19 protein-coding genes are annotated in these 21,680 nt (G+C 60.4%); 9 read left to right on the forward strand and 10 right to left on the reverse strand.

Annotated elements, in window-relative coordinates:
• Positions 1-65: 65 nt before the first annotated feature.
• The gene (locus tag V5E99_RS15240) at positions 66-953 is read right to left on the reverse strand and encodes a LysR family transcriptional regulator (protein ID WP_499803173.1); all 888 of its coding nucleotides are present in this window, start codon (positions 951-953) and stop codon (positions 66-68) included.
• 136 nt (positions 954-1,089) lie between these two features.
• Between V5E99_RS15240 and lysM the strand changes: the two genes are divergently transcribed.
• Positions 1,090-1,530: a peptidoglycan-binding protein LysM gene (gene lysM / locus V5E99_RS15245; RefSeq protein WP_499803174.1), complete on the forward strand. Its 441-nt coding sequence runs from the start codon at positions 1,090-1,092 to the stop codon at positions 1,528-1,530.
• Between the two features lie 128 nt (positions 1,531-1,658).
• On the opposite strand, the gene yrfG is transcribed toward lysM, so the two are convergent.
• On the reverse strand, positions 1,659-2,321 hold the full coding sequence (gene yrfG, locus V5E99_RS15250; protein ID WP_499803175.1) for a GMP/IMP nucleotidase: 663 nt from the start codon (positions 2,319-2,321) through the stop codon (positions 1,659-1,661).
• A gap of 90 nt (positions 2,322-2,411) precedes the next feature.
• Between yrfG and nudE the strand changes: the two genes are divergently transcribed.
• The gene (gene nudE / locus V5E99_RS15255) at positions 2,412-2,978 is read left to right on the forward strand and encodes an ADP compounds hydrolase NudE (RefSeq protein WP_499803176.1); all 567 of its coding nucleotides are present in this window, start codon (positions 2,412-2,414) and stop codon (positions 2,976-2,978) included.
• The gene (cysQ, locus tag V5E99_RS15260) at positions 2,975-3,808 is read left to right on the forward strand and encodes a 3'(2'),5'-bisphosphate nucleotidase CysQ (protein ID WP_499803177.1); all 834 of its coding nucleotides are present in this window, start codon (positions 2,975-2,977) and stop codon (positions 3,806-3,808) included. The genes nudE and cysQ overlap by 4 nt, the downstream gene beginning before the upstream one ends.
• A gap of 100 nt (positions 3,809-3,908) precedes the next feature.
• On the opposite strand, the gene V5E99_RS15265 is transcribed toward cysQ, so the two are convergent.
• The 7 genes from V5E99_RS15265 to rfbB are packed head-to-tail and all read right to left on the reverse strand — an operon-like array spanning position 3,909 to position 10,975.
• Entirely contained in the window at positions 3,909-4,364 is a 456-nt protein-coding gene (locus V5E99_RS15265; RefSeq protein WP_499803178.1) for a YiiD C-terminal domain-containing protein, read from the reverse strand.
• Between the two features lie 21 nt (positions 4,365-4,385).
• A complete protein-coding gene (locus V5E99_RS15270; protein ID WP_499803179.1) occupies positions 4,386-5,780 on the reverse strand; it encodes a sigma-54-dependent transcriptional regulator in 1,395 nt (464 codons plus the stop codon).
• The gene (locus V5E99_RS15275; RefSeq protein ID WP_499803180.1) at positions 5,777-7,576 is read right to left on the reverse strand and encodes a sensor histidine kinase; all 1,800 of its coding nucleotides are present in this window, start codon (positions 7,574-7,576) and stop codon (positions 5,777-5,779) included. Before V5E99_RS15275 ends, V5E99_RS15270 begins: the two co-directional genes overlap by 4 nt.
• Positions 7,577-7,612: 36 nt before the next feature.
• Positions 7,613-8,482 (reverse strand): dTDP-4-dehydrorhamnose reductase, encoded by an 870-nt coding sequence (gene rfbD, locus V5E99_RS15280; RefSeq protein WP_499803181.1) that lies wholly within the window; start codon positions 8,480-8,482, stop codon positions 7,613-7,615.
• On the reverse strand, positions 8,479-9,024 hold the full coding sequence (rfbC, locus tag V5E99_RS15285; protein ID WP_499803182.1) for a dTDP-4-dehydrorhamnose 3,5-epimerase: 546 nt from the start codon (positions 9,022-9,024) through the stop codon (positions 8,479-8,481). Before rfbC ends, rfbD begins: the two co-directional genes overlap by 4 nt.
• The gene (gene rfbA / locus V5E99_RS15290; protein WP_499803183.1) at positions 9,021-9,896 is read right to left on the reverse strand and encodes a glucose-1-phosphate thymidylyltransferase RfbA; all 876 of its coding nucleotides are present in this window, start codon (positions 9,894-9,896) and stop codon (positions 9,021-9,023) included. Before rfbA ends, rfbC begins: the two co-directional genes overlap by 4 nt.
• Positions 9,893-10,975, reverse strand: coding sequence for a dTDP-glucose 4,6-dehydratase (gene rfbB, locus V5E99_RS15295; RefSeq protein ID WP_499803184.1), 1,083 nt, complete (start codon positions 10,973-10,975; stop codon positions 9,893-9,895). Before rfbB ends, rfbA begins: the two co-directional genes overlap by 4 nt.
• 177 nt (positions 10,976-11,152) lie before the next feature.
• On the opposite strand from rfbB, the gene V5E99_RS15300 reads away from it, so the two are divergent.
• The 4 genes from V5E99_RS15300 to V5E99_RS15315 all read left to right on the forward strand — a co-directional run bounded on the left by V5E99_RS15300 (position 11,153) and on the right by V5E99_RS15315 (position 16,766).
• Entirely contained in the window at positions 11,153-14,065 is a 2,913-nt protein-coding gene (locus V5E99_RS15300) for an aminotransferase (protein ID WP_499803185.1), read from the forward strand.
• 254 nt (positions 14,066-14,319) lie between these two features.
• The gene (gene aguB / locus V5E99_RS15305; RefSeq protein WP_499803186.1) at positions 14,320-15,198 is read left to right on the forward strand and encodes an N-carbamoylputrescine amidase; all 879 of its coding nucleotides are present in this window, start codon (positions 14,320-14,322) and stop codon (positions 15,196-15,198) included.
• A 4-nt stretch (positions 15,199-15,202) separates the two neighbouring features.
• Positions 15,203-16,309, forward strand: a complete 1,107-nt coding sequence (gene aguA, locus V5E99_RS15310; RefSeq protein ID WP_499803187.1) for an agmatine deiminase — start codon at positions 15,203-15,205, stop codon at positions 16,307-16,309.
• Between the two features lie 244 nt (positions 16,310-16,553).
• Positions 16,554-16,766 carry a hypothetical protein gene (locus tag V5E99_RS15315; RefSeq protein WP_499803188.1) on the forward strand — a complete coding sequence of 71 codons (213 nt, stop codon included), beginning with the start codon at positions 16,554-16,556 and terminating at the stop codon, positions 16,764-16,766.
• A gap of 163 nt (positions 16,767-16,929) precedes the next feature.
• Here V5E99_RS15315 and V5E99_RS15320 read toward each other — a convergent pair whose 3' ends face one another.
• Complete coding sequence (locus tag V5E99_RS15320; RefSeq protein WP_499803189.1) at positions 16,930-19,023, reverse strand: TonB-dependent receptor; 2,094 nt, start codon at positions 19,021-19,023, stop codon at positions 16,930-16,932.
• A gap of 251 nt (positions 19,024-19,274) precedes the next feature.
• On the opposite strand from V5E99_RS15320, the gene V5E99_RS15325 reads away from it, so the two are divergent.
• Positions 19,275-19,946, forward strand: coding sequence for a DsbA family protein (locus V5E99_RS15325; protein WP_499803190.1), 672 nt, complete (start codon positions 19,275-19,277; stop codon positions 19,944-19,946).
• Positions 19,947-20,183: 237 nt separating this feature from the next.
• Positions 20,184-21,470 carry an OprD family porin gene (locus V5E99_RS15330; RefSeq protein ID WP_499803191.1) on the forward strand — a complete coding sequence of 429 codons (1,287 nt, stop codon included), beginning with the start codon at positions 20,184-20,186 and terminating at the stop codon, positions 21,468-21,470.
• Positions 21,471-21,680 lie beyond the last annotated feature (210 nt).

The raw sequence follows: 21,680 nt of genomic DNA on the forward strand, positions 1-21,680 counted from the left end.
AAGCCTAGGCGCGTCAACTTGTCGCGTCTAATCGCTATTACTGATGTGCCGATAGATGCCGTCGATCAAGACTCGGTCTGCGATTTCTGATAGATCGCGAAACAGGCTTCCGCCAACGCTGAGCGCGGGGCGCTGCGACGCATGATCAGCCCCAGCCGGCTGAGGGTTTGCGCGTTTTCGATGGGGTGCAGGCGTAAATGGTCGGTGAGGTTTTCCAGGCCGCCGTCCAATGGCATCACCGCGCAGCAGAATCCGCCGTGCACCGCTTGTAACAATTGATGAACCGCGTCGGTTTGCAGCAACGGTTGAGGCGTCAGCCCACGACTGTGGAAGTTGTGATCAATGGATTGGCGAAAGTGCATGCCGCTGGTGAGCATGCCCAACGGCAGTTCGATCAGCGATTCCCAACTCAGCGGCGCCTCGCCGAACGTGTAAAAACGCTGATCGTAGAGCAGGCCCATGCGGGTTTCGCTGAAGGCCAGGGAATCGAAGCGCTCGCCGTCCAGACGCTCCAGATAGGACACGCCGAGGTCCAGGCGATTGTTCGCCAGTTGTTCGAGGATCTGTTCGGAACTCAGGGCCGAGAGTTCGAAGCGCAGGTTCGGGTGCTCGGCGTGCAGGCGTTGCATCAGGGGCAGCGGATCAAAACTCGACAGCGGCACCACGCCCAGGCGCAACGTACCCACAAGATTGCCGCGACAGGCAGCGGCCTCGGCCTGCAAACCGTCATACGCCGCCAGCACCGTGCGCGCCCAGGCCAAAACCCGCTCGCCCGGCGCGGTAAAGCCTTCGAAGCGCTGGCCGCGATTGACCAGTGGCAGCTCAAGCTCTTCTTCGAGGCTGCGCAGGCGCATGGACAGGGTCGGTTGGGTGATGTGACAACGGGCGGCGGCCTGGCCGAAATGTCGGGTTTCGTCGAGGGCGATGAGGAATTTGAGCTGCTTGATGTCCATCTTCGCTCCAGGGCGCGGTGAGGCGGGGATTCTAGCGCTTGCGGCAGATCGACGTCATTGGTCGGGTGGGAACCGAGTGTTGCAACCTTGGTCTAGGCTTTTGCGTCTGGAAACTAAATCCCAAGGAGAGTGCATCATGAGTCTTTTGAGCTTTGTGAAAGAAGCGGGCGAAAAACTGCTGGATCTGCTGACACCCGGCAACGCCAATGCCAGTGAGCAGTTGAAGGAACACATCAGCAAAGTCGGCCTGGGTAACCCGAACGTGCAGGCCACGGTGGATGGCGACAAAGTCACTGTCACCGGTGAAGTGGCGAGTCAGGAGGAGAAGGAAAAGATTCTGCTGGCGGTGGGCAATATCGCGGGTGTTGGTAGCGTGGACGATCAGATTACCGTGACCGGGCCGGTGGTCGTGGCCGCTAAGTTTGTCACGGTCGTGGCGGGGGATACCCTCAGCAAAATTTCTCTGCGCGTGTACGGCGACGCCAACAAGTATCAAAAAATCTTTGAGGCCAACAAACCGATGCTCAAGGATGTGAACAAGATCTACCCGGGGCAGTCATTACGGATTCCGGAATAATGTGACACCCCGTAGGAGCTGCCGAAGGCTGCGATCTTTTGATCTTTTGATCTTTTGATCTTGGCTGTCTTGAGGCTGCCGAAGATCAAGATCAAAAGATCGCAGCCTTCGGCAGCTCCTACGGGGGGTTAGAGCCCTTCGATCAACTCGCGATAATCCACCACCGCCGCAAACTCCGCCGTGTCCTTCGGCCCCTTGCGACTGTCCGGCTCGCGCACGGCCAGCAGATGCGCCACGCCAAAATGGCGCGCACTGCGCAGGATCGGCAAGGTGTCGTCGATAAACAGACTGCGCGCCGGATCAAAACCGATATCCGCCTGCAAGGCATCCCAGAACTGCGGGTTCTCCTTGGCAAAACCGTAATCGTGGGAGCTGATCAAACGCTCGAAGTACGGCGCCAGTTCAATCCGTTCCAGCTTCAATGACAGCGAATCGCGATGGGCGTTGGTGATCATCACCACCCGTTTGCCGGCCTGTTTGATCGCCGCCAGAAACGTGTCCGCGTCCGGGCGCAGGGCAATCAGATGAGCGGTTTCCAGTTTCAACTCGCGCACCGGCAGCTTCAGCTCGGCGCTCCAGAAGTCCAGGCAGTACCACTGCAATTGGCCGGCGTTGCGTTCGAACAGCGGCTGCAACTCCATTTCCGCCATGGCCCGGCTCACGCCGTGCAACTCGGCATAACGCTGAGGCAGGTGTTCCATCCAGAAATGGTTGTCGTAGTGCAGGTCCAGCAGCGTGCCGTCCATGTCCAGCAGAACGGTGTCGATGTCGGGCCAGGGCAGCAGGGACATAAAAAACTTCTCCAGCGGTAAAAAAGATATCCGAGGTAAACAATCAGGATAGGCCGGGTATAGTAACGCGTTCACGCCAAGGAGCTTTTCATGCGCCAGAAACCCACCGTACTCGCCCGCGAGATCGTCGCCACCAGCCGTTTATTCTGCGTCGAAGAGTTGAAGCTGCGCTTTTCCAATGGCGTGGAGCGCACCTATGAGCGCTTGGTCGGCAAAGGCGCCGGGTATGGCGCGGTGATGATCGTGGCGATGCTCGATGCGGACCACGCGGTGCTGGTCGAAGAATATTGTGGTGGCACCGATGAATACGAATTGTCCTTGCCCAAAGGCTTGATCGAGCCGGGCGAGGACGTGCTGGCGGCGGCCGAGCGGGAGCTCAAGGAAGAGGCCGGTTATGGTGCGCGGCAGTTGGAGCATTTGACCGAGTTGTCGTTGTCCCCCGGTTACATGAGCCAGAAAATCCAGGTGGTGCTGGCCACCGACCTGTACGAAGAAAGTCTGGAGGGCGACGAGCCCGAGCCGATGGGCGTGGACAAGGTCAACCTGCGTGAGTTGTCCGCCCTGGCCCAGAATCCGCAATTTACCGAGGGCCGTGCCTTGGCGGCGCTGTATCTGGCCCGAGACTTACTGACCCAACGTGGGGTGTTTTTGCCATGAGTTTGAATTTTCCCCATCCGTTGATGGCGCCAGTGGTTGAGCTGGCATTGAAGGCCGGTGACGCGATCCTGCCGTTCTGGCGTAACGGCGTGGCCGTTACCGCAAAGTCGGATGATTCGCCGGTGACGGCGGCTGATTTGGCGGCGCACCATGTGATCGTGGACGGGCTGCTGGCGCTGGACCCGAGCATCCCGGTGTTGTCCGAAGAAGACGCCGACATTCCCCAGAGCGTGCGGGCGGGATGGCAGCGCTGGTGGCTGGTGGACCCGCTGGACGGGACCAAGGAATTCATTTCCGGCAGTGAAGAATTTACCGTCAACATCGCGTTGATCGAGCAGGGCCGCGTGGTGTTTGGCGTGGTGTCGATGCCGACCAACGGCCGCTTCTATGTCGGCGGTACCGGGCTCGGTGCGTGGCGTGGTGATAAGGGCGAGGCGCCGCTGCCGATCCAGGTGCGCGACGTCCCGGCAGCAGGCGAGGCCTTTACCGTGGTCGCCAGCCGTCGGCATTCGAGCCCTGAACAGGAGCGTTTGCTGGCAGGCTTGAGCGAAAGCCTGGGCGAGCTGCAACTGGCGAACTTCGGCAGCTCGCTGAAGTTTTGCATGGTGGCCGAAGGGGCGGCGGATTGTTATCCGCGCCTGGCGCCGACGTCCCAGTGGGACACGGCAGCGGCGCAGGGTGTGCTGGAAGGGGCGGGCGGTGAAGTGCTGGATTTGAGCGGCGCGCCGTTTTGCTATCCGGCGCGGGAATCGCTGCGCAATGAGTTCTTTTTGGCGCTGCCGGCGAAGGCTGCGTGGCGTGAGAAATTGCTGGCGCTTGCCCAAGGCTGAAGATCAAGAGATCGCAGCCTCGTTTTACTCGACAGCTCCTACAGGCGACCGCGTTTCCTTGTAGGAGCTGTCGAGTGAAACGAGGCTGCGATCTTTCGCTTCACCGGTGCAAAACGTACTGCCCGGTAAACGTCACCGCGTCTTCCTCGGCCCCCTCATTCACAATCCGCGAATGCAGCGCCAGTCGCGCTCGTCCATAACGCTGATACATCGCCAGAAACTTCTTCCACACCGCCGCACTCGGCGCCTGGCAAATCGCCACGGCATCGCGGGTCACCGGCAGCGGATAGCTGATCTGCCCTTCCTGAATCACGATGTGCCCGTCTTCAATACCTTCCTCACGCAAGCGCAAATGCAACCAGCCCCAACCCGCCAGCACCGCGCCGCAGTAGAGGCTGCCGCCGAACATGGTGCTCTTGTGGTTGACGTTGGCCTCCAGCGGCAGGTGCAGGCGCAGTTGCTGGTCGTGCCAGTCGAGCACCTTGAGGCCCATGTCCCGGGTGAGGGGGATGTCGTGGTGCAGGATTGATTCCAGGTGATGACTGTCGCGGTTCATGCATAGCCTCTGCGGTTGGATTCAATCAAGGTCATCGGTGTGACTGTGGGCGCCGCCGTCGGCGAAGTTCAGGCCGTGCTTGCGCAGTTTGTCGTGCAGGGTCTTGCGCGGAATGCCCAGGGCCTCGGCGAGGCTGCGCACCGAGCTGTGAGAGCGCGCCAGTTCGGCGGCGATCAGGCTCTTCTCGAAGTTTTCCACTTGCTCGCTGAGCCCGCCGCCGACCACTTCCACCGTGGTGCTGGCGCCGCCCTCCGAGGCGCTGTTATCCAGCGCCAGTTCCAGGCCAAGTGCAAAGCGTTCGGCAGCGTTTTGCAGTTCCCGCACATTGCCCGGCCAGGTGTGACGCAGCAGCAGCGCACGTTGCCCCGGTTGCAATTCGTGGGGCGGCAAACCGTGGCGAGCGCTGGCTTCATCGGCAAAATGCTGGAACAGCATCAGCGCATCCTCACCCCGTTCCCGCAGCGGCGGAATGCGCAGTGGTGCGACGTTCAGCCGGTAGTACAAGTCGGCCCGGAAGCGCCCCTGATCGGCGGACTGGCGCAGGTCTTCCTTGGTGGCGGCGATCACGCGGATGTCCAGCGGGATCAACTGATTGCCGCCCAGGCGTTCGACCACCCGCTCCTGCAACATGCGCAGCAATTTGACCTGCACATCCAGGCTCATGCTTTCGATTTCATCGAGGAACAGCGTGCCACCGTTGGCGAATTCGAACTTGCCGATCCGGCGTTTCTGCGCGCCGGTAAACGCGCCGGGCTCGTGGCCGAACAGCTCGCTTTCAACCACCGATTCGGCCAGCGCCCCGGCGTTGATGGCGACGAACGGACCGTTACGCCGACTCGACAAGTCGTGCAGTGCCCGGGCGACCACTTCTTTGCCGGCACCGGTTTCGCCGAGGATCAGCACGTCGGCCTTGGTCGCCGCCAGCGCCCCGATTTGCTCGCGCAGACGCAGCATCGGCGCCGATTGCCCGACCAGTCGGGTGCTCAGTTCGTTGCGATCGCTCAGGGCCAGACGCAGGCTGCGGTTGTCCAGCACCAGTCGGCGCAAGGCCAGGGCACGGCGCACGCTGTCGAGCAGGGCGTCGCTGGCGAAGGGTTTTTCGAGGAAGTCATACGCCCCGGCGCGCATCGCTTGCACCGCCAGCGGTACATCGCCGTGGCCGGTGATCAGCAACACGGGCAGCTCCGGGTCCTGGGCGTGGAGTTCGGTCAGCAACTCCAGACCGTCCATGCCCGGCATGCGAATGTCGCTGACCACCACGCCCGGCCAGTCGCGCTCCAGTTGCCCGGCCAGGCCTTTGGCTTCGGCCAGGGGCAGGATCTTCAGGCCGGCCAGGTCCAGGGTCTGGCTCAGGGCCTGGCGCAAGTGCGGATCATCGTCGATCAACACGACCTGGATGCGGTTATCGATGGTCATGCACTTCGGTCCTCGGACGGTTGCAGGCTCACGCCGGGTGCGCCTGCACGGAGTTTCAGGGTAATCAGGGCGCCGCCCTCCTTGTGGTTGGCGAACGACAGTTCACCGCCGAAGGCGCGCATCAAGGTGTCGCAAATCGCCAGCCCCAGCCCAAGGCCCTGGGTGCGGGTCTTGGTGGTGTAGAAGGGCTCGCCGGCGCGACCCAGCGCTTCCAGGCAAAACCCGGGGCCGTTGTCGCGAATGTACAGGTTGACGCCATCAGCGGTGGATTGGGCACTCAGCCAGAGTTTGCGCGGCGGGCCTTTTTCGGTCAGGGCATCGAGGGCGTTGGCCAGCAAGTTGCCGAGCACTTGGCGCAAACGGGTTTCCCCGGCCTCGACCCACAGCGTGGCGGCCGGCAAATCGCGGATCAACTCGACCTCCATGCTCCGCCGACGCTTGGCCAGCAACGCCAAGGCATCGTCCAGCGCCGGTTGCAGGGCCACGCTTTCCGGGGCGTGCCGGTCGCGACGGGCGAAGGCGCGCAGATGGGCGATGATCGAGGCCATGCGCCCGGTCAGTTCGCTGATCAGCTTGAGGTTGCCACGGGCATCGTCGGTGCGCTGATGATCGAGCAGCACTTCGGCGTTTTCCGCGTAGCTGCGGATCGCCGCCAATGGTTGATTGAGCTCGTGACTGATGCTCGCCGACATGGTCCCCAGTGCCGACAGTTTGCCGGCCTGCACCAGATCATCCTGGGCGCGCACCAGTTCTTGCTGGGCCTGTTCGCGTTCGAGTACTTCCTGTTTCAGCCGTCGGTTGAGGCCTTCGAGGTCGCTGGTACGTTCGGCCACCCGGCCTTCCAGTTCGCGGCGGGCCTTGGCTTCGAAGGCGATGCGTTCCAGGTAATGGCGGCGGCGCTGCATCATCAGACCTAGCAACAACATCAACACCAGCAGCGTCGCGCCACCGATGGCCACCACCGTGCGCACCGGGCGGTCGATCAGGGTGCGTGGTGCAAGGATGCTGACGTTCCAGCCGGTTTCTTCGATTCGTTGGGTCTGGGTCAGCCAGGCGTTGGGATTGAGTTTCAGCGGCTTGGGGTCGCGGGTCGGGTAGGGTTGAATCGTGCTGATGGCCTGGTTCTCTGCATCACTCAAGACGCGGGTCGAGCGGAAACGCCACTCAGGCCTCGACGTGAGAATGACCACGCCGTTGTTATCGGTCAGCAGCAGTTGTTCCGGGGTTTTGCCCCAGAGGCTTTCGGTGTGGTCGAGGTCGACTTTGACCACCAGCACGCCAATGACTTTTTCGCCTTCGCGCACGGCGGCGGCGAAGAAGTAACCGCGTTTGGCCGAGGTGGTGCCGAGCCCGAAAAAGCGCCCGAGGCGCCCGGCCATGGCTTCGCTGAAGTACGGCCGGAAGGAAAAATTGCGCCCGACAAAACTGTCGTGTTTGTCCCAGTTGGACGCCGCCAGGGTCTTGCCGCTGGTGTCCATCAGGTACATGACTTCGGCGCCGGTCTGGGCGCTAATGTTTTTCAGCAGGCGGTTGGCATTGCCCTGGGTGACGCCATCGTCGGGCGCCCCGAGTACGGAGCGCAGGGCCGGGAGGTCGCCGAGGATCTGCGGCAACACTTCATAACGGTGCAGGGTGCCCAGCAGGTTGGCGACGTAGAGGTCGAGGGTCTGACGGTTCTGCCCGGCCAGTTCGCTGCGGTAATAACGCTCGGCCAGGTGTTGCAGCGGCCACAGCAACGGCGCCAGGCACAGGGCAAGCAGGGCCAGGCTGCGCCAGCGGGGGAGGGTCGGAGTCATGGGCATCAGGCGCCTGGGGGGACAGGCGCATTATGCCTAGGGTTGTTCGGCAAGACACTCGCGTAGCGCGGTTTGCCAGTCTGGCTGGCTGACGCTCCATTCCCGTTGCAGGCGACTGCAATCCAGGCGTGAGTTCAGCGGGCGGGCGGCCGGTGTCGGATAGTCGCTGGAAGGAATTGGCAACAGGTTGGCGCAAGGCTTGCCCTGCTCCCGCAATGCTTGGCCGATGGCCTGGGCGAAACCGAACCAGGACGTTTCACCCTGGGTCGTCAGGTGATAAGTGCCCCAGGCTCCGGCCTGCCCGGTTTGCCAGCGTTCGATGAGTGCCCGCGTGCTATTGGCGATGGTGCCGGCCCAGGTCGGTGCACCGATCTGGTCTGCGACAATGCGCAACTCGGGTTTTTCTTGCAGCAGGCGCTGCATGGTCAGCAGGAAATTACGGCCATGGGTCGAGTAGACCCAACTGGTGCGCAAGATCAGATGCTGGCCTTGCACTTCGCTAATCGCCTGTTCGCCCGCCAGTTTGCTCCTGCCATAGACGCCCAGCGGATCAGGTGCATCGTCTTCGGTGTAGGGCGAGGTTTTGCTGCCGTTGAACACGTAATCGGTGGAGTAGTGAATCAACGGGATATCCAGCTCACGGGCTTGCCGGGCCAATATTCCGGGGGCGGTGGCGTTGATCGCGAATGCCAGTTCCGGCTCGCTTTCAGCTTGATCGACAGCGGTGTGCGCCGCTGCGTTGATGATCAGGTCAGGGCGAATCTGCTGCACTTGCTTGCTGATTTGCTCAGGTCGAGCCAGATCGAGCTGATCGCGCCCCAGCACGATCAGTTCGCCAAGCCCGCCCAAGTGGCGTTGCAGTTCGCGGGCAACCTGGCCGTGCTGGCCGCTGATGAGTATTTTCATGGGAACAGATCCGCCTCTTGCAGGCTTTTGCCGTTCTGGTCCTTGGCGGAAAGCTGCGGCGCTTCTTGCAGTTGCCAGTCAATGGCCAGGGTCGGATCGTCCCAGCGAATGCAACGCTCGGCGGATGGGGTGTAGTAGTCAGTGGTCTTGTAGAGGAATTCGGCGAAGTCGCTCAGCACGACAAAGCCGTGGGCAAAACCTTCCGGCACCCACAGTTGACGATGGTTTTGCGCGGATAAACGCACGGCCAGCCACTGGCCGAAATGCGCCGAGCTGCGACGAATATCCACGGCCACATCGAGCACTTCACCGGCGGTGACGCGCACCAGTTTTCCCTGGGTATTTTCCAGTTGATAGTGCAGGCCGCGCAGTACGCCCTTCTGCGAGCGGGAATGGTTGTCCTGGACAAACTGAGTGTGCAGGCCTGTCGCTTCTTCGAAGGCTTTGGCATTGAAGCTTTCGTAGAAAAATCCGCGTTCGTCGCCGAACACTTTGGGCTCGATGATCAAGACGCCGGGCAGTTGGGTTTCAACCACGTTCATTGAGTTTCCCCAGCCAGCATGAAGAGGTACTGACCGTACCCGGTCTTGCCGAAATAGCTGGCGCGCTCCAGCAACAGTTCGCGGCTGATCCAGCCATTTTCATAGGCGATTTCTTCAAGGCATGCGACTTTCAGACCTTGGCGGTGTTCGATGGTCTGCACGTACTGCGACGCCTCAAGCAGGCTATCGTGGGTGCCCGTATCGAGCCAGGCGAACCCACGACCGAAACGTTCGACTTGCAGGTCGCCACGCTTGAGGTAAGCGTTGTTGACGTCGGTGATCTCCAGTTCGCCCCGTGGCGAAGGTTTTACCGCTTTGGCGATCTCGATCACATCGTTGTCGTAGAAATACAGGCCGGTAACGGCATAGCTGGACTTCGGCTTTTTCGGTTTTTCTTCGATCGACAAGGCGCGACCTTCGCTGTCGAAATCAATCACGCCGAAGCGCTCGGGGTCCTTGACCCAGTAGCCGAACACGGTGGCACCGGAGGGGCGCTTCGCCGCGTTCTTCAACTGATCGCCGAAGTGCTGGCCGTGGAAGATGTTGTCGCCCAGGATCAGGCACACCGGGTCGTCGCCGATGAACTCTTCGCCAATCAGAAAAGCCTGGGCCAGACCGTCCGGCGACGGCTGTTCGGCATAGCTGAAATTCACCCCGAACTGACTGCCATCACCCAGCAGATTGCGGTATTGCGGCAGATCCTGAGGGGTGGAAATCAGCAAAATGTCTTTGATGCCCGCCAGCATCAGCACCGAGATCGGGTAGTAGATCATCGGTTTGTCGTAGACCGGCAATAACTGTTTGGAGACACCCAGGGTAATCGGGTGCAGGCGCGTTCCGGAGCCACCGGCCAAAACGATTCCCTTCATCATGCGAGCAGCTCCTTGATGTCGAGGGCGCCCAGGCGTTCACCCTGATAGCTGCCATCCTGCACGCGGCGGCACCATTCCAGGTTATCCAGATACCACTGAACGGTTTTACGCAGGCCGGTCTCGAAGGTTTCTTCGGGCACCCAACCGAGTTCGCGTTCGATCTTGCTGGCGTCGATCGCGTACCGCTGGTCGTGGCCAGGACGGTCCTGGACATAGGTAATCAAGTCGGCGAAATGCGCGACGCCTTGCGGTTTGTTCGGCGCCAGCTCTTCGAGCAGCGTGCAGATGCCGCGTACCACGTCGATGTTCTTCTGTTCGTTGTGCCCGCCAACGTTGTAGGTCTCGCCGACCACACCTTTGGTCACGACTTTGAGCAGCGCCCGAGCATGATCTTCGACGAATAGCCAGTCGCGCACTTGGAGGCCGTTGCCGTACACCGGCAATGGCTTGCCCGCCAATGCATTGAGAATGACCAGCGGGATCAGTTTTTCGGGGAAGTGGAACGGGCCGTAATTGTTTGAGCAGTTGGTCAGCAGGACCGGCAGGCCATAGGTGCGCTGCCACGCGCGGACCAGATGATCGGATGCCGCTTTGCTGGCGGAGTACGGCGAGCTCGGTGCGTAAGGCGTGGTTTCGGTGAACAGATCATCAACGCCGTGCAGGTCGCCATAGACCTCGTCGGTGGAGATGTGATGGAAGCGGAAGGCACTTTTCTCGGGCTCGGGTAGCGTTTGCCAATAAGCACGGGTGGCTTCCAGCAGGCTGTAGGTGCCGACGATATTGGTTTGAATGAAATCCGACGGGCCGTCGATGGAACGGTCGACATGGGATTCAGCCGCAAGGTGCATGATCGCCTGCGGCTCGAAGCGTGCAAGCACCGCGCTCACGGTGGCTTGATCAACGATATCGGCCTGCACGAATTCGTAGCGAGTGTCAGTGGCAATGCTAGTCAACGACTCAAGGTTGCCGGCGTAGGTCAGTTTGTCCAGGTTGAGCACTTCGTGCTCGGTGTGTCGAATCAGGTGGCGAATCAAGGCAGAGCCAATGAAACCGGCGCCGCCGGTGATGAGAATACGCATGTTGGCCAACCTTTTTCCGTAAGACGATAAAGCGAATGAGCATAGCTTGTCGGCAGGAGCGGGGTGGTGCAAGAGGGTTGTTGGTCGTATTTGGGTTTTGCCGGCTCTTGAGGGGGGTTGATTATCCTCCGGGGCAGTGGCGATATAGGCGCCTAATAAAATCTCAGGGGTCGTTGTATGCCGCTCGCCACGTTGATTCACCGCGCCAGTTTGCCCAGCCCGCAAGTGTCTGCGCAGCAAGCGCTAGAGCTGTTGGAGCGGCATTACGGCCTGAGCGGGACGTTGCAGGCGCTGGGCAGCCAGCAGGACCTCAACTACCGCGTAGACACTGAGCGCGGCCGGTTCGTGCTGAAAATCTGCCGTGGCGATTACTCGGCCGTGGAGTTGCAGGCCCAGCACGCGGGGCTCAAGCATCTGGCCGAACACTCCAGCGTGAAAGTGCCGAGGGTGATACCGGCGGGCAACGGTGAAGACCTGCTCTCGCTGGACATCGACGGTCAGGCCGTGCACGTGCGGCTGCTGGATTACATCGACGGCCAGTCGCTGACCCATCTTGATCACTTGCCGGGCGCCGTGGTGGCCGGGTTCGGCCGGCTCTGCGGCGAAATGGACCTGGCCCTGGCCGGTTTCGAGCATCCGGGCCTGGAGCGCACCCTGCAATGGGACGCCCGCCACGCCAACGCGCTGATCAAACATCTGCTGCCGGTTATTCAGGATGAGCGGCAACGCGCGCAAATCACCGACGCCGCCGAACAGGCCGAACGTCGCTTGCTGCCGCTGGTGGCCAAGCTGCCGGTGCAGGCGATCCACATGGACATCACCGACGACAACGTGGTCTGGCAACGGGATTCCCAGCGCCACTGGCAGTTGCAGGGGGTGATCGATTTTGGCGATTTGATCCGCACCTGGCGCATCACCGATTTGTCGGTCACCTGCGCGGCGTTGCTGCACCACGCCGAGGGCGATCCGTTCTGCATTTTGCCGGCGATCCAGGCTTATCACGCGGTCAACCCGTTGCAGCCTGAAGAACTGCAAGCGCTGTGGCCGCTGATCGTGGCCCGCGCGGCGGTGCTGGTGCTCAGTGGCGAGCAGCAGGTCAGCATCGATCCGGGCAACGACTACAGTCGCGACAACCTGGTCCATGAGTGGGAAATTTTCCGCGTCGCGACATCGGTGCCGTTGGCGCTGATGGAAGCGGCAATCCTGAGTGCTGTCGGCCAGGCCCTGCCGGTGATCGGCAGCGAAGGCTTTGCGCCGTTGTTGCCGAGCCTGGTGGGCCGTGAGTTTGCCTTGATTGACCTCGGCGTACTCAGTGCGCATTTCGAGGCCGGTAACTGGGAGCAGGCCGGCATCGACCAGCGTCTGCTGACCGAGGCTGCGGCGGCTCACGGTCTGGCGGCCAGTCGTTATGGCCAATACCGTTTGTCCCGCACCCGCCCGGACAGCGCCACGGAACCGGACACCTGCCCGTTGCACGTCGAGTTGCGCGTGCCCCACGGCACTGCGGTTGAATCGCCGTTTGCCGGGGTGGTTCATCAGCCTGAGCCGGGGATCGTGCAACTCGACGGCCCGCAATTGAGCGTGCGGTTGTGGGGCGTGACGCCATCGCTGCACAGCGGCGCGGCGCTGGTCAAAGGGCAGGTGCTGGGGGCGGTCAGCGGGCCGTTGATCGTGCAATTGTGTCGCGGCGTTTCGCTCAACCCGCCGCTGTTTTGCACACCGTCGCGCGCCTTGGCCTGGCAGGCGTTGTGTCCGTCACCGGCGGTGTTGCTGGGGCTGGCCTGCGATGCCGAACAAGAGCTCGACGCCCAAACGTTGCTGGCCCGTCGCGACGCCAGTTTCGCCCGCACGCAAAAACACTATTACGTCGATCCGCCGCGCATCGAACGTGGCTGGCGCAATCACCTGATCGACATGCAGGGCCGTTCCTACCTCGACATGCTCAACAACGTCGCGGTGCTCGGCCACGGTCACCCGCGCATGGCCGCCGTCGCCAGCCGTCAGTGGTCGCTGCTCAACACCAACTCGCGGTTCAACTACGCGGCGGTCGCCGAATTTTCCGAGCGCTTGTTGAAGCTGTCGCCGGACTCCATGGATCGGGTGTTTTTGGTCAACAGTGGCAGCGAGGCCAATGACCTGGCGATTCGCCTGGCGTGGGCTTACAGCGGCGGTCGCGACATGCTCAGCGTGCTGGAGGCCTATCACGGCTGGACGGTTGGCGCAGACGCGGTTTCGACTTCGATTGCCGACAACCCCAAAGCCTTGAGCAGCCGCCCGGACTGGGTGCATCCGGTGATCGCGCCGAACACCTATCGCGGCGAATTCCGTGGCCCGGACAGCGCGCCGGATTATGTGCGCAGCGTCGAGCACAACCTGGCAAAAATCGCCGAACAAAAACGCCAATTGGCCGGGTTTATTTGCGAGCCGGTGTACGGCAACGCGGGTGGGATTTCATTGCCACCGGGGTATTTGCAGCAGGTGTATGCGTTGGTCCGCGCCCAGGGCGGGGTGTGCATCGCCGATGAAGTGCAGGTCGGTTATGGCCGCATGGGCCACTTTTTTTGGGGCTTCGAAGAGCAGGGCGTGGTGCCGGACATCATCACTATGGCCAAAGGCATGGGCAACGGCCAGCCACTGGGCGCGGTGATCACCCGTCGGGAAATCGCCGAAGCGCTGGAGGCCGAGGGCTACTTCTTCTCGTCGGCGGGGGGCAGTCCGGTCAGTTGCCAGATCGGCATGGCGGTGCTGGATGTGATGGAAGAGGAAAAACTGTGGGAAAACGCCCAGGTCGTCGGCGGGCATTTCAAGGCGCGGCTGGAAGCGCTGATCGATATTCATCCGCTGGTGGGTGCGGTGCATGGTTCCGGGTTCTATCTGGGTGTGGAGTTGATCCGCGACCGCGACACTCTGGAGCCGGCCACGGAAGAAACCACTGCGCTGTGCGATCGCTTGCGTGAGCTGGGGATTTTCATGCAGCCGACCGGCGATTACCTGAACGTGCTCAAGATCAAACCGCCGATGGTGACGTCGCGCCAGAGCGTGGATTTCTTCGTCGATATGCTCTCCAAGGTGTTGGGCGAAGGCTTGTAGAGCTTGATATCGCTTTCGCGGGCAAGCCTCGCTCCTAAAAGGTTGCGCCGTACTCTCTGCTTGTGAACGACACAGCCTTGTAGGAGCGAGGCTTGCCCGCGAAGGCGTCTTCAAACCCGACGCTGAATATCGATTGTTATCGGCTTTTTCTTGGTTAATTTAGATGAAAGGCATCTTGGTAGCTTTTAAAGCCGATATTTATCGGCTATAAAGTCGCCATTGCCTACCTATAAGAATGACCCGGGAGATGATTCATGAGCCGTATCGTTACCGTCGCCGCTACCCAGATGGCTTGTTCCTGGGACCTTGAAGCCAACATCGAGACCGCTGAGAAACTGGTCCGCGAGGCGGCGGCCAAAGGGGCACAGATCATCCTGATCCAGGAATTGTTCGAAGCCCCGTACTTCTGCCAGAAGCCGAACCCGGATTACCTGCAACTGGCCACCACCGTTGAAGACAACATAGCCATCAAGCACTTCCAGAAAGTCGCCAAGGAACTGCAAGTGGTGCTGCCGATCAGCTTCTACGAACTGGCGGGCCGCGCGCGTTTCAACAGCATCGCGATCATCGATGCCGACGGCAGCAACCTCGGGATTTATCGGAAAAGCCACATCCCGGACGGCCCTGGCTACCACGAAAAGTACTATTTCAACCCGGGCGATACCGGTTTCAAAGTCTGGAACACCCGTTACGCGAAAATCGGCGTGGGCATCTGCTGGGACCAGTGGTTCCCGGAATGCGCCCGCAGCATGGCGCTGCTCGGCGCGGAAATCCTCTTCTACCCGACCGCCATCGGCAGCGAGCCCCACGACAAGACCATTTCGTCCCGCGACCACTGGCAGCGCGTGCAACAGGGCCATGCCGGCGCCAACCTGATGCCGCTGATCGCCAGCAACCGCATCGGCAACGAAGAACAGGACGGCTACGACATCACGTTCTACGGTTCATCGTTCATTGCCAACCAGTTCGGCGAAAAGGTCCAGGAGCTCAACCAGACCGAGGAAGGCGTATTGGTCCAGCGCTTCGACCTCGACGAACTGGAGCACATTCGCAGCGCGTGGGGCTCGTTCCGTGATCGACGCCCGAACCTATACAATGCGCTCAAAACCCTCGACGGTTCCCTGGAGTCCTGACTGCATGACCACTTTAAACAGCACCCCGCGCGCCGACGGCTTCTACATGCCCGCCGAGTGGGCCGCCCAAACCCAGACCTGGATGATTTGGCCCGAGCGCCCGGACAACTGGCGCCAGGGCGGCAAACCGGCGCAAGCCGCGCACGTTGCGGTGGCCAAGGCCATCGCCCGTTTTGAGCCGGTGACCGTGGCGGTATCCGCCGGCCAATACGAAAACGCCCGCGCCCGCCTGGATGTACCGAATATTCGTGTGGTCGAGATGTCCAGCGACGATGCCTGGGTGCGCGACACCGGCCCGACGTTCGTCATCAATCACAGCGGCGAAGTCCGTGGCGTGAACTGGGATTTCAACTCGTGGGGTGGTTTTGACGGCGGTCTGTACTCGCCGTGGAACCGCGATTCCCAAGTCGGCGGCAAGATCCTTGAGATCGAGCGCAGTCAGCGTTACCGCACCGAGGGCTTTGTGCTCGAAGGCGGTTCGATTCACGTCGATGGCGAAGGCACGCTGATCACCACCGAAGAATGCCTGCTCAACCGCAATCGCAATCCGCACCTTAATCGTGCAGAGATCGAAGCGGTGCTGAGCGCCAATTTGGCTGTGGATAAAATCATCTGGCTGCCGGACGGTTTGTTCAACGACGAAACCGATGGCCATGTGGATAACTTCTGCTGCTACGTGCGCCCGGGTGAAGTATTGCTGGCCTGGACCGATGACCCGCAAGACCCGAACTACCCGCGCTGCCAGGCTGCGATGAAAGTGCTGGAAAGCAGCACCGACGCCAAGGGTCGCCCATTCACGGTGCACAAGATGCCGATTCCGGGGCCGCTGTACGCGACCGAAGAAGAGTGCGCCGGTGTCGATCCGGTGGACGGCACCCAGGAACGGAATCCTACCGTTCGTCTGGCCGGTTCCTACGTGAACTTCCTGATCGTCAACGGCGGCATCATCGCGCCGAGCTTCGATGACCCGCTGGACGGCCCGGCCAAAGAGATTTTGCAGAGTTTGTTCCCGCAGCACGAAGTGGTGATGGTGCCGGGCCGTGAACTGTTACTGGGAGGCGGTAACATTCACTGCCTTACCCAACAGCAGCCCGCGCCGCACAAGGAGTGAGTGCGGTTGTAACAGCTTGAGTTGATTGCATAATCGCTCGCGCAAACGTTTCCCCGCTTTGCCTTGCATAAAGCCCGCAGCCCGAAAGGACTGCGGGCTTTTTTGTATCCACTCATCGACAGTTAGGAAACATTGGCACAGCTCTTGTATCTGTCATGGCGTAAACAGGGAGGGGGAGAACTGCGATGTTCTGTCATAAACCTTGGATAAGTTAGCCGCTCACAAACCGGGAGAGAGCGCCGAAATGAACGCCGAAGTGAATGTAGTGAGCGAGCGGACATTGCATCCCCTGGCAGTCAATGGTGAATCGCTCCAGATCCTGGCGCACTGGTTGAAGTCCAATGGAACGCGTCAGATCAGGGAAACTGATCCGCGCCGGACGATGATCGAGCGCTACCCCGCTGGATTATTCAGCGAAGCGGAGCTGGAAGCGTTGTGGGATGTGATGGAAGGATAAGAAGAAAAACAAAGGATTGCTCAAAGCGCTGCCGGGAAGGCGGCGCTTTTTTATGCCTGTTGGAAAGTCGGCGCCGGTGAGGGCGCCAAGATCGCAGCCCTCGGCAGCGCTTACGCCAATCTATGTAGGCGCTGCCGCAGGCTGCGATATTTTGATCCTGCCCTTAAAAGCTATAGGTACCAGTCACCACCAAACTACGCGGTGCGCCGGGCTGAATCTGATACTTGCTGGTCGCCGACGAGTAATACGTCTTGTCGCTGATATTGTTCAGCGCCGCGCGCAGGTCCCAATCCTTGTGCCGGAACCCGGCCAGGGCATCCCAACGGCCATAACCGGGTAGCACAACGGTGTTGAGGTTGTCGGCATAACGCTCGCCGACCAGGGTCAGACCGGTCTCGGCGTACCAGCCCATTTCCGGTTTCCAGGTCAGGAACAGACTGCCGTTGTGCTTGGCCACGTTGCTGACGCGTTTGCCTTCCAGGCCGTTGTTGTCCTTGACCACGGTCGCGTCCTGCATGCCCACGCCACCGCGCACGTACCAGTTGCCGACGAGCTTGCCGGTGCCGGTCAACTCGACACCACGGGAACGTTGCTCGCCCGTTTGTACAGTCAGCGTCGGGTTGCTCGGGTCGGTGGTGCGGCGGTTGTAGAGTTCCAGTTCGTAGATCGCCAGGGTGGTGCTCAAGCGATCATCGAGCCAGTCGCTCTTCACGCCGATTTCCTTCTGTTTGGTCAGCTCCGGGCTCAGGTCGTTGCCGTTGCCGGCCACTCCCGGGGTGATGCCGATCAGGCCGCCGCCGACCGGGGAGAAGGTTTTGGTCCATGAGGCGTAGAACGAATGATCCTGCAACGGCGTCCAGACGATTCCCACGCGAGGGCTGGTGCTGTGGCTGTCACGGTCTTCGGAAATGTCCCGCAGCTTGTTGGTCGACTCGATGTCGAAGGTGTCGTAACGCAAACCGCCCAGCAATTGCCATTGATCGTTCAGGCGCAATTGATCCTGTACGTACACCGCACGGCTTTCCACTTCGGTGTGGGTGCTGGTTGAAACCTGCATGCGCCTGGTATGGCGCAAATCGCGGTTCGGGTTGTACAGGTCGAGAGCCGGTACCGCCGAGCTGCCGCGCCCGGAAGTCGCCGCGTTGTACAGCGTAGGATCGCGCCGCTGGCTGCCAATCTCGACGCCGGTCAGCAGGCGATGCTCAAGCCCGAAGGTGTCGAAGCCACCCTCCAGTTCGACGTTGTTGAACACGTTGCGGGTGGTCAGGTCTTGTTGCCAATGCTGGCGAGTGACCTTTTGGGTGGCGGGGGTGTAATCGGTCAGGTAGGTGTTGTCGAAGTCGCTGTCGAGCTTGAATACACCGAGGGTGTGGCGCAGTTGCCAGTTGTCGCTCAATTCATAGCTGAGTTTCGAGCGCAGGGATTGCGACTTGTCGTCGATGAAATCGTGCTCGCTGCCGTAGGTCGTATCCCGCCCTACGTCCGCCGGGCGTCCATTTACCCCGGGGATACCGCGATCCGGCGTACGGTTGTAGCGGCTGTATTCGTACTGCACCAGCCAGTTCAGGTCCGGTGTCAGTTGCCAGCTCATGGATGGCGCGAACAGTTGACGATTGCCGCTGACGCCGTCGCGAAAGCTGTTCTGATCCATGTTGCCCATGTTCAAGCGCAGGCTGATGTTCTCCGTCGGGTCGGTGCTCAGGTCGGCATACAGGCTGCGCAAATCATCGCTGCCGCCCTGGGCTTCAATCGTCGAGCGACGGCCGAACTCCGGCAGTTTGCTCACCCGATTGACGATCCCGCCCTGGCTGCCCCGGCCATACAGCACGGCGGCCGGGCCTTTGAGCACTTCGATGCGTTCGATGTTGTGCAAGTCGCGCACGTACTGGCTGTCGTCACGGACGCCGTCGAGGTAGAAGTCATTGCTGGCGTCAAAGCCGCGGATGCGCAGGCTGTCGAAACGCGTGTCGGCGCTGCTGCTGACGTTAGGCATACCGCTCAGCGCAGTGCCGAGGTCGTTGGTGCCGTAATCCGCGACGTTGGCGGTTTTTATCGAATCGATGGCCTGCGGGACATAGCGCACCGGGGTGGCGGTGCGCGTGGCAGTGCTGGTTTCTTTGACTCGCGGGTCGTCGGCTTCCGCTTCGGCGCTGATCGAAGTTTCCGGTAAAACGGTGGTCGCGGCGCCGGCAAAACCGGCAGACAACAGGGCAGAAAGCCCAAGGGTTACGGGGGAAAGACGGAAGGGGGCAGGCATCTGAAGCGCATCCAAAAGGTAGAAGAGTCCAAGGCTGCAAATGGTAATGCTTGCTATTTACTTCCGTTAATTATTCCTGATGGTGACGCTGGTTTGATTGTTTCGAATCATGTCTGGATTGATACAAGGCCTTGAAACGGCATTCGACCGATTCCTGAAACAGACTGAAATCCATTCCGGCGTTTTTCCGAAACGGTCCGAGGATTAGTCTGCCGGCATTCATTTTCCTACCTTTGTGCCGGAGTTTTCCCATGAACCTTCATTACATTTACGACCCGTTGTGCGGCTGGTGCTATGGCGCCAAACCGTTGGTGCAAGCGGCCCGGACCTTGTTGCCAGTCGTTGCCCACGGCGGCGGCATGATGAGCGGCGCCAATCGTCAGGCCGTCTCGCCGCAACTGCGTAATTACGTGATGCCTCACGATCGACGCATCGCCGAGTACACCGGCCAGCCATTCGGCGAGGCGTACTTTGAAGGGTTGCTTCGGGATGAAACCGCGATCTTCGACTCCACACCGCCGATTGCCGCCGTGCTGGCCGCCGAGCAAATCGCTGGCCGTGGGCTGGAATTGCTGGGGCGTTTGCAGACCGCTCACTATGTGGAAGGGCGACGCATTGCTGATGAAGCGTTCTTGCTTGAACTCGCCCAAAGCATGGGCCTAGATGCCCAGGCTTTTTTCGCTGCTTTCAACGAGGCCGAAACCGAACGCCATATCAAGGAAAGTCGCACACTGTTGGCCAACGTCGGCGGACAAGGGTTTCCGACGTTTGCCCTGGAACAGAATGGCCAATTTACCTTGATCGACATTGGTCCGTGGCTGGGCAAGTCAGAAGCCTTCGCGACCTGGTTGAGGCAGGCGCTTCCGGCCCAGCCATCCTTACCCGAGTTTCAAGCCTGTGGCCTCGACGGCTGCGCCCACTGATTTCTCAGACGAATTTCGCCTATTCACAGACGATTCATGAAATTGACACACGGATAAGGGCACGGATAGGATTCGCGCCAACGCCTGTGGCCGATCGCCACGACTCACAAAACAATAAAAGGCCCGCCGCGATTTTTCGTGGGCGGGCCTTTTTGTTTCGGGGTGAAAAAAGAGCGCAACAGCGCCGTTTCAGCCGTTCGGCACAGTGCGTATCAACCGGTATAAGGAAAAGAACAAATGTTGAACAAGCGAATCAGCCTGATCGCTCTGGGGATGTTGAGCGCTACACAAGCCATGGCTAACGACCAGGCCGAATCCAAGGGTTTTGTTGAAGACAGCAGCCTCAAAGTGCTGCTGCGCAACGCCTACATCAATCGTGATTACAAAGACGGCAACGCGGACAAATCCGAGTGGGGCCAAGCGGCCATCGGTACGTTCTCGTCCGGCTTCACCCAAGGCACCGTCGGTGTGGGCGTCAATGCGTTCGGTCTGTACGCACTGAACCTGGAGCGCAGTGAAGATCGCAGCGGTGCCCAGGGCATCGACTTCTTCAAAAAGGGCGACAGCGGCCACCCGGCCAACGACCTGGCCAAGGGCGGCGCGGCGGTCAAATTCCGTCTGTCCAGCACCACGCTGACCTACGGCGACCAGATGCCGGAACTGCCGGTGCTGAACTACGACAACTCGCGCCTGTTGCCAGAAAGCTACACCGGCACCTTGATCACCTCCAAAGAGATCAAAGGCCTGGTGCTGAACGCCGGTCGCTTCACCGCCGAATCGCGCAAAAGCGCTGAAGGCCGTGACAGCGGTGGCTTGAAGTCGATCAACGTATTGGGCGGCAGCTACCAGTTCACCGAACAGTTCAAGGGTGCGCTTTACGCCTCTGACGTCGAAGACGTGCTGAAGAAGCAATACGTGAACGCCAACTACGTGTTCCCGATCGACAAGGATCAGTCCCTGACCCTGGACTTCAACGGCTACCGCACCAAGCTGGACAATTCCTACGTCCGCGAAAACGGTATCACCGGCGACGACAACAAAATCTGGAGCCTGGCAGCGACTTTCGCCACCGGCCCGCACTCGTTCACCCTCGCTCACCAGCGCAGCACCGGCGACAGCAACCTGGGCTACGCCTACGGCGGCTATCAGAAAGATCAGGGTCGTGTCGGCGACGGTGGCAACACCATCTACCTGGCCAACTCGTACTGGTCCGACTTCAACGCTGAAGACGAACGCAGCTGGCAGTTGGGCTACGGCCTGGACTTCGGCGCCTTCGGCATTCCGGGCCTGAGCTACAACTTCGCCTACGTGCGCGGTGACAACATCACCACGTCCACCAGCGAGGGCGGCACCGAGCGCGAAATCTTCAACCAGTTCAAGTACGTCGTGCAAAGCGGCCCGGCCAAAGACCTGAGCGTGAAACTGCGCAGCTCGATCCTGCGCGTGTCGCAGAAATCCAGCGAGTACAACGTCAGCGGTAACGAACTTCGCGTGTTCGTGGATTACCCGATCAACATCTTCTGATGATCGCTTGAGTTAACAAAACTCACTAAAAAACCCCGACTGGCTCGGGGTTTTTTTTTGCTGACTTTTGACAAAAACGATCTAAAGCTGCCTTTTTTGGCATAAAAAGGTCGATTCAAGGCAACTTTTTACAGCGTTTCAAACAACGCTTGAGATGCCTGAAATTCTTTCTCATGGACGCAAATCCTGCACCTAATAGATTAGTCCGCT

Origin of the sequence: Janthinobacterium sp. LPB2021202312-11-4 (genome assembly GCF_037049705.1) — a bacterium.
Taxonomy (GTDB): Bacteria; Pseudomonadota; Gammaproteobacteria; order Pseudomonadales; family Pseudomonadaceae; genus Aquipseudomonas.

Coding starts and splice junctions, on each gene's coding strand:
- rfbA (WP_499803183.1), bottom strand. CDS start 9,896: ATGATGAAGGGAATCGTTTTGGCCGGTGGCTCCGGAACGCGCCTGCAC.
- aguB (WP_499803186.1), top strand. CDS start 14,320: ATGAGCCGTATCGTTACCGTCGCCGCTACCCAGATGGCTTGTTCCTGG.
- V5E99_RS15325 (WP_499803190.1), top strand. CDS start 19,275: ATGAACCTTCATTACATTTACGACCCGTTGTGCGGCTGGTGCTATGGC.
- V5E99_RS15240 (WP_499803173.1), bottom strand. CDS start 953: ATGGACATCAAGCAGCTCAAATTCCTCATCGCCCTCGACGAAACCCGA.
- lysM (WP_499803174.1), top strand. CDS start 1,090: ATGAGTCTTTTGAGCTTTGTGAAAGAAGCGGGCGAAAAACTGCTGGAT.
- V5E99_RS15315 (WP_499803188.1), top strand. CDS start 16,554: ATGAACGCCGAAGTGAATGTAGTGAGCGAGCGGACATTGCATCCCCTG.
- yrfG (WP_499803175.1), bottom strand. CDS start 2,321: ATGTCCCTGCTGCCCTGGCCCGACATCGACACCGTTCTGCTGGACATG.
- V5E99_RS15270 (WP_499803179.1), bottom strand. CDS start 5,780: ATGACCATCGATAACCGCATCCAGGTCGTGTTGATCGACGATGATCCG.
- cysQ (WP_499803177.1), top strand. CDS start 2,975: ATGAGTTTGAATTTTCCCCATCCGTTGATGGCGCCAGTGGTTGAGCTG.
- V5E99_RS15300 (WP_499803185.1), top strand. CDS start 11,153: ATGCCGCTCGCCACGTTGATTCACCGCGCCAGTTTGCCCAGCCCGCAA.
- rfbD (WP_499803181.1), bottom strand. CDS start 8,482: ATGAAAATACTCATCAGCGGCCAGCACGGCCAGGTTGCCCGCGAACTG.
- V5E99_RS15265 (WP_499803178.1), bottom strand. CDS start 4,364: ATGAACCGCGACAGTCATCACCTGGAATCAATCCTGCACCACGACATC.
- nudE (WP_499803176.1), top strand. CDS start 2,412: ATGCGCCAGAAACCCACCGTACTCGCCCGCGAGATCGTCGCCACCAGC.
- V5E99_RS15330 (WP_499803191.1), top strand. CDS start 20,184: ATGTTGAACAAGCGAATCAGCCTGATCGCTCTGGGGATGTTGAGCGCT.
- aguA (WP_499803187.1), top strand. CDS start 15,203: ATGACCACTTTAAACAGCACCCCGCGCGCCGACGGCTTCTACATGCCC.
- rfbC (WP_499803182.1), bottom strand. CDS start 9,024: ATGAACGTGGTTGAAACCCAACTGCCCGGCGTCTTGATCATCGAGCCC.
- V5E99_RS15275 (WP_499803180.1), bottom strand. CDS start 7,576: ATGACTCCGACCCTCCCCCGCTGGCGCAGCCTGGCCCTGCTTGCCCTG.
- rfbB (WP_499803184.1), bottom strand. CDS start 10,975: ATGCGTATTCTCATCACCGGCGGCGCCGGTTTCATTGGCTCTGCCTTG.
- V5E99_RS15320 (WP_499803189.1), bottom strand. CDS start 19,023: ATGCCTGCCCCCTTCCGTCTTTCCCCCGTAACCCTTGGGCTTTCTGCC.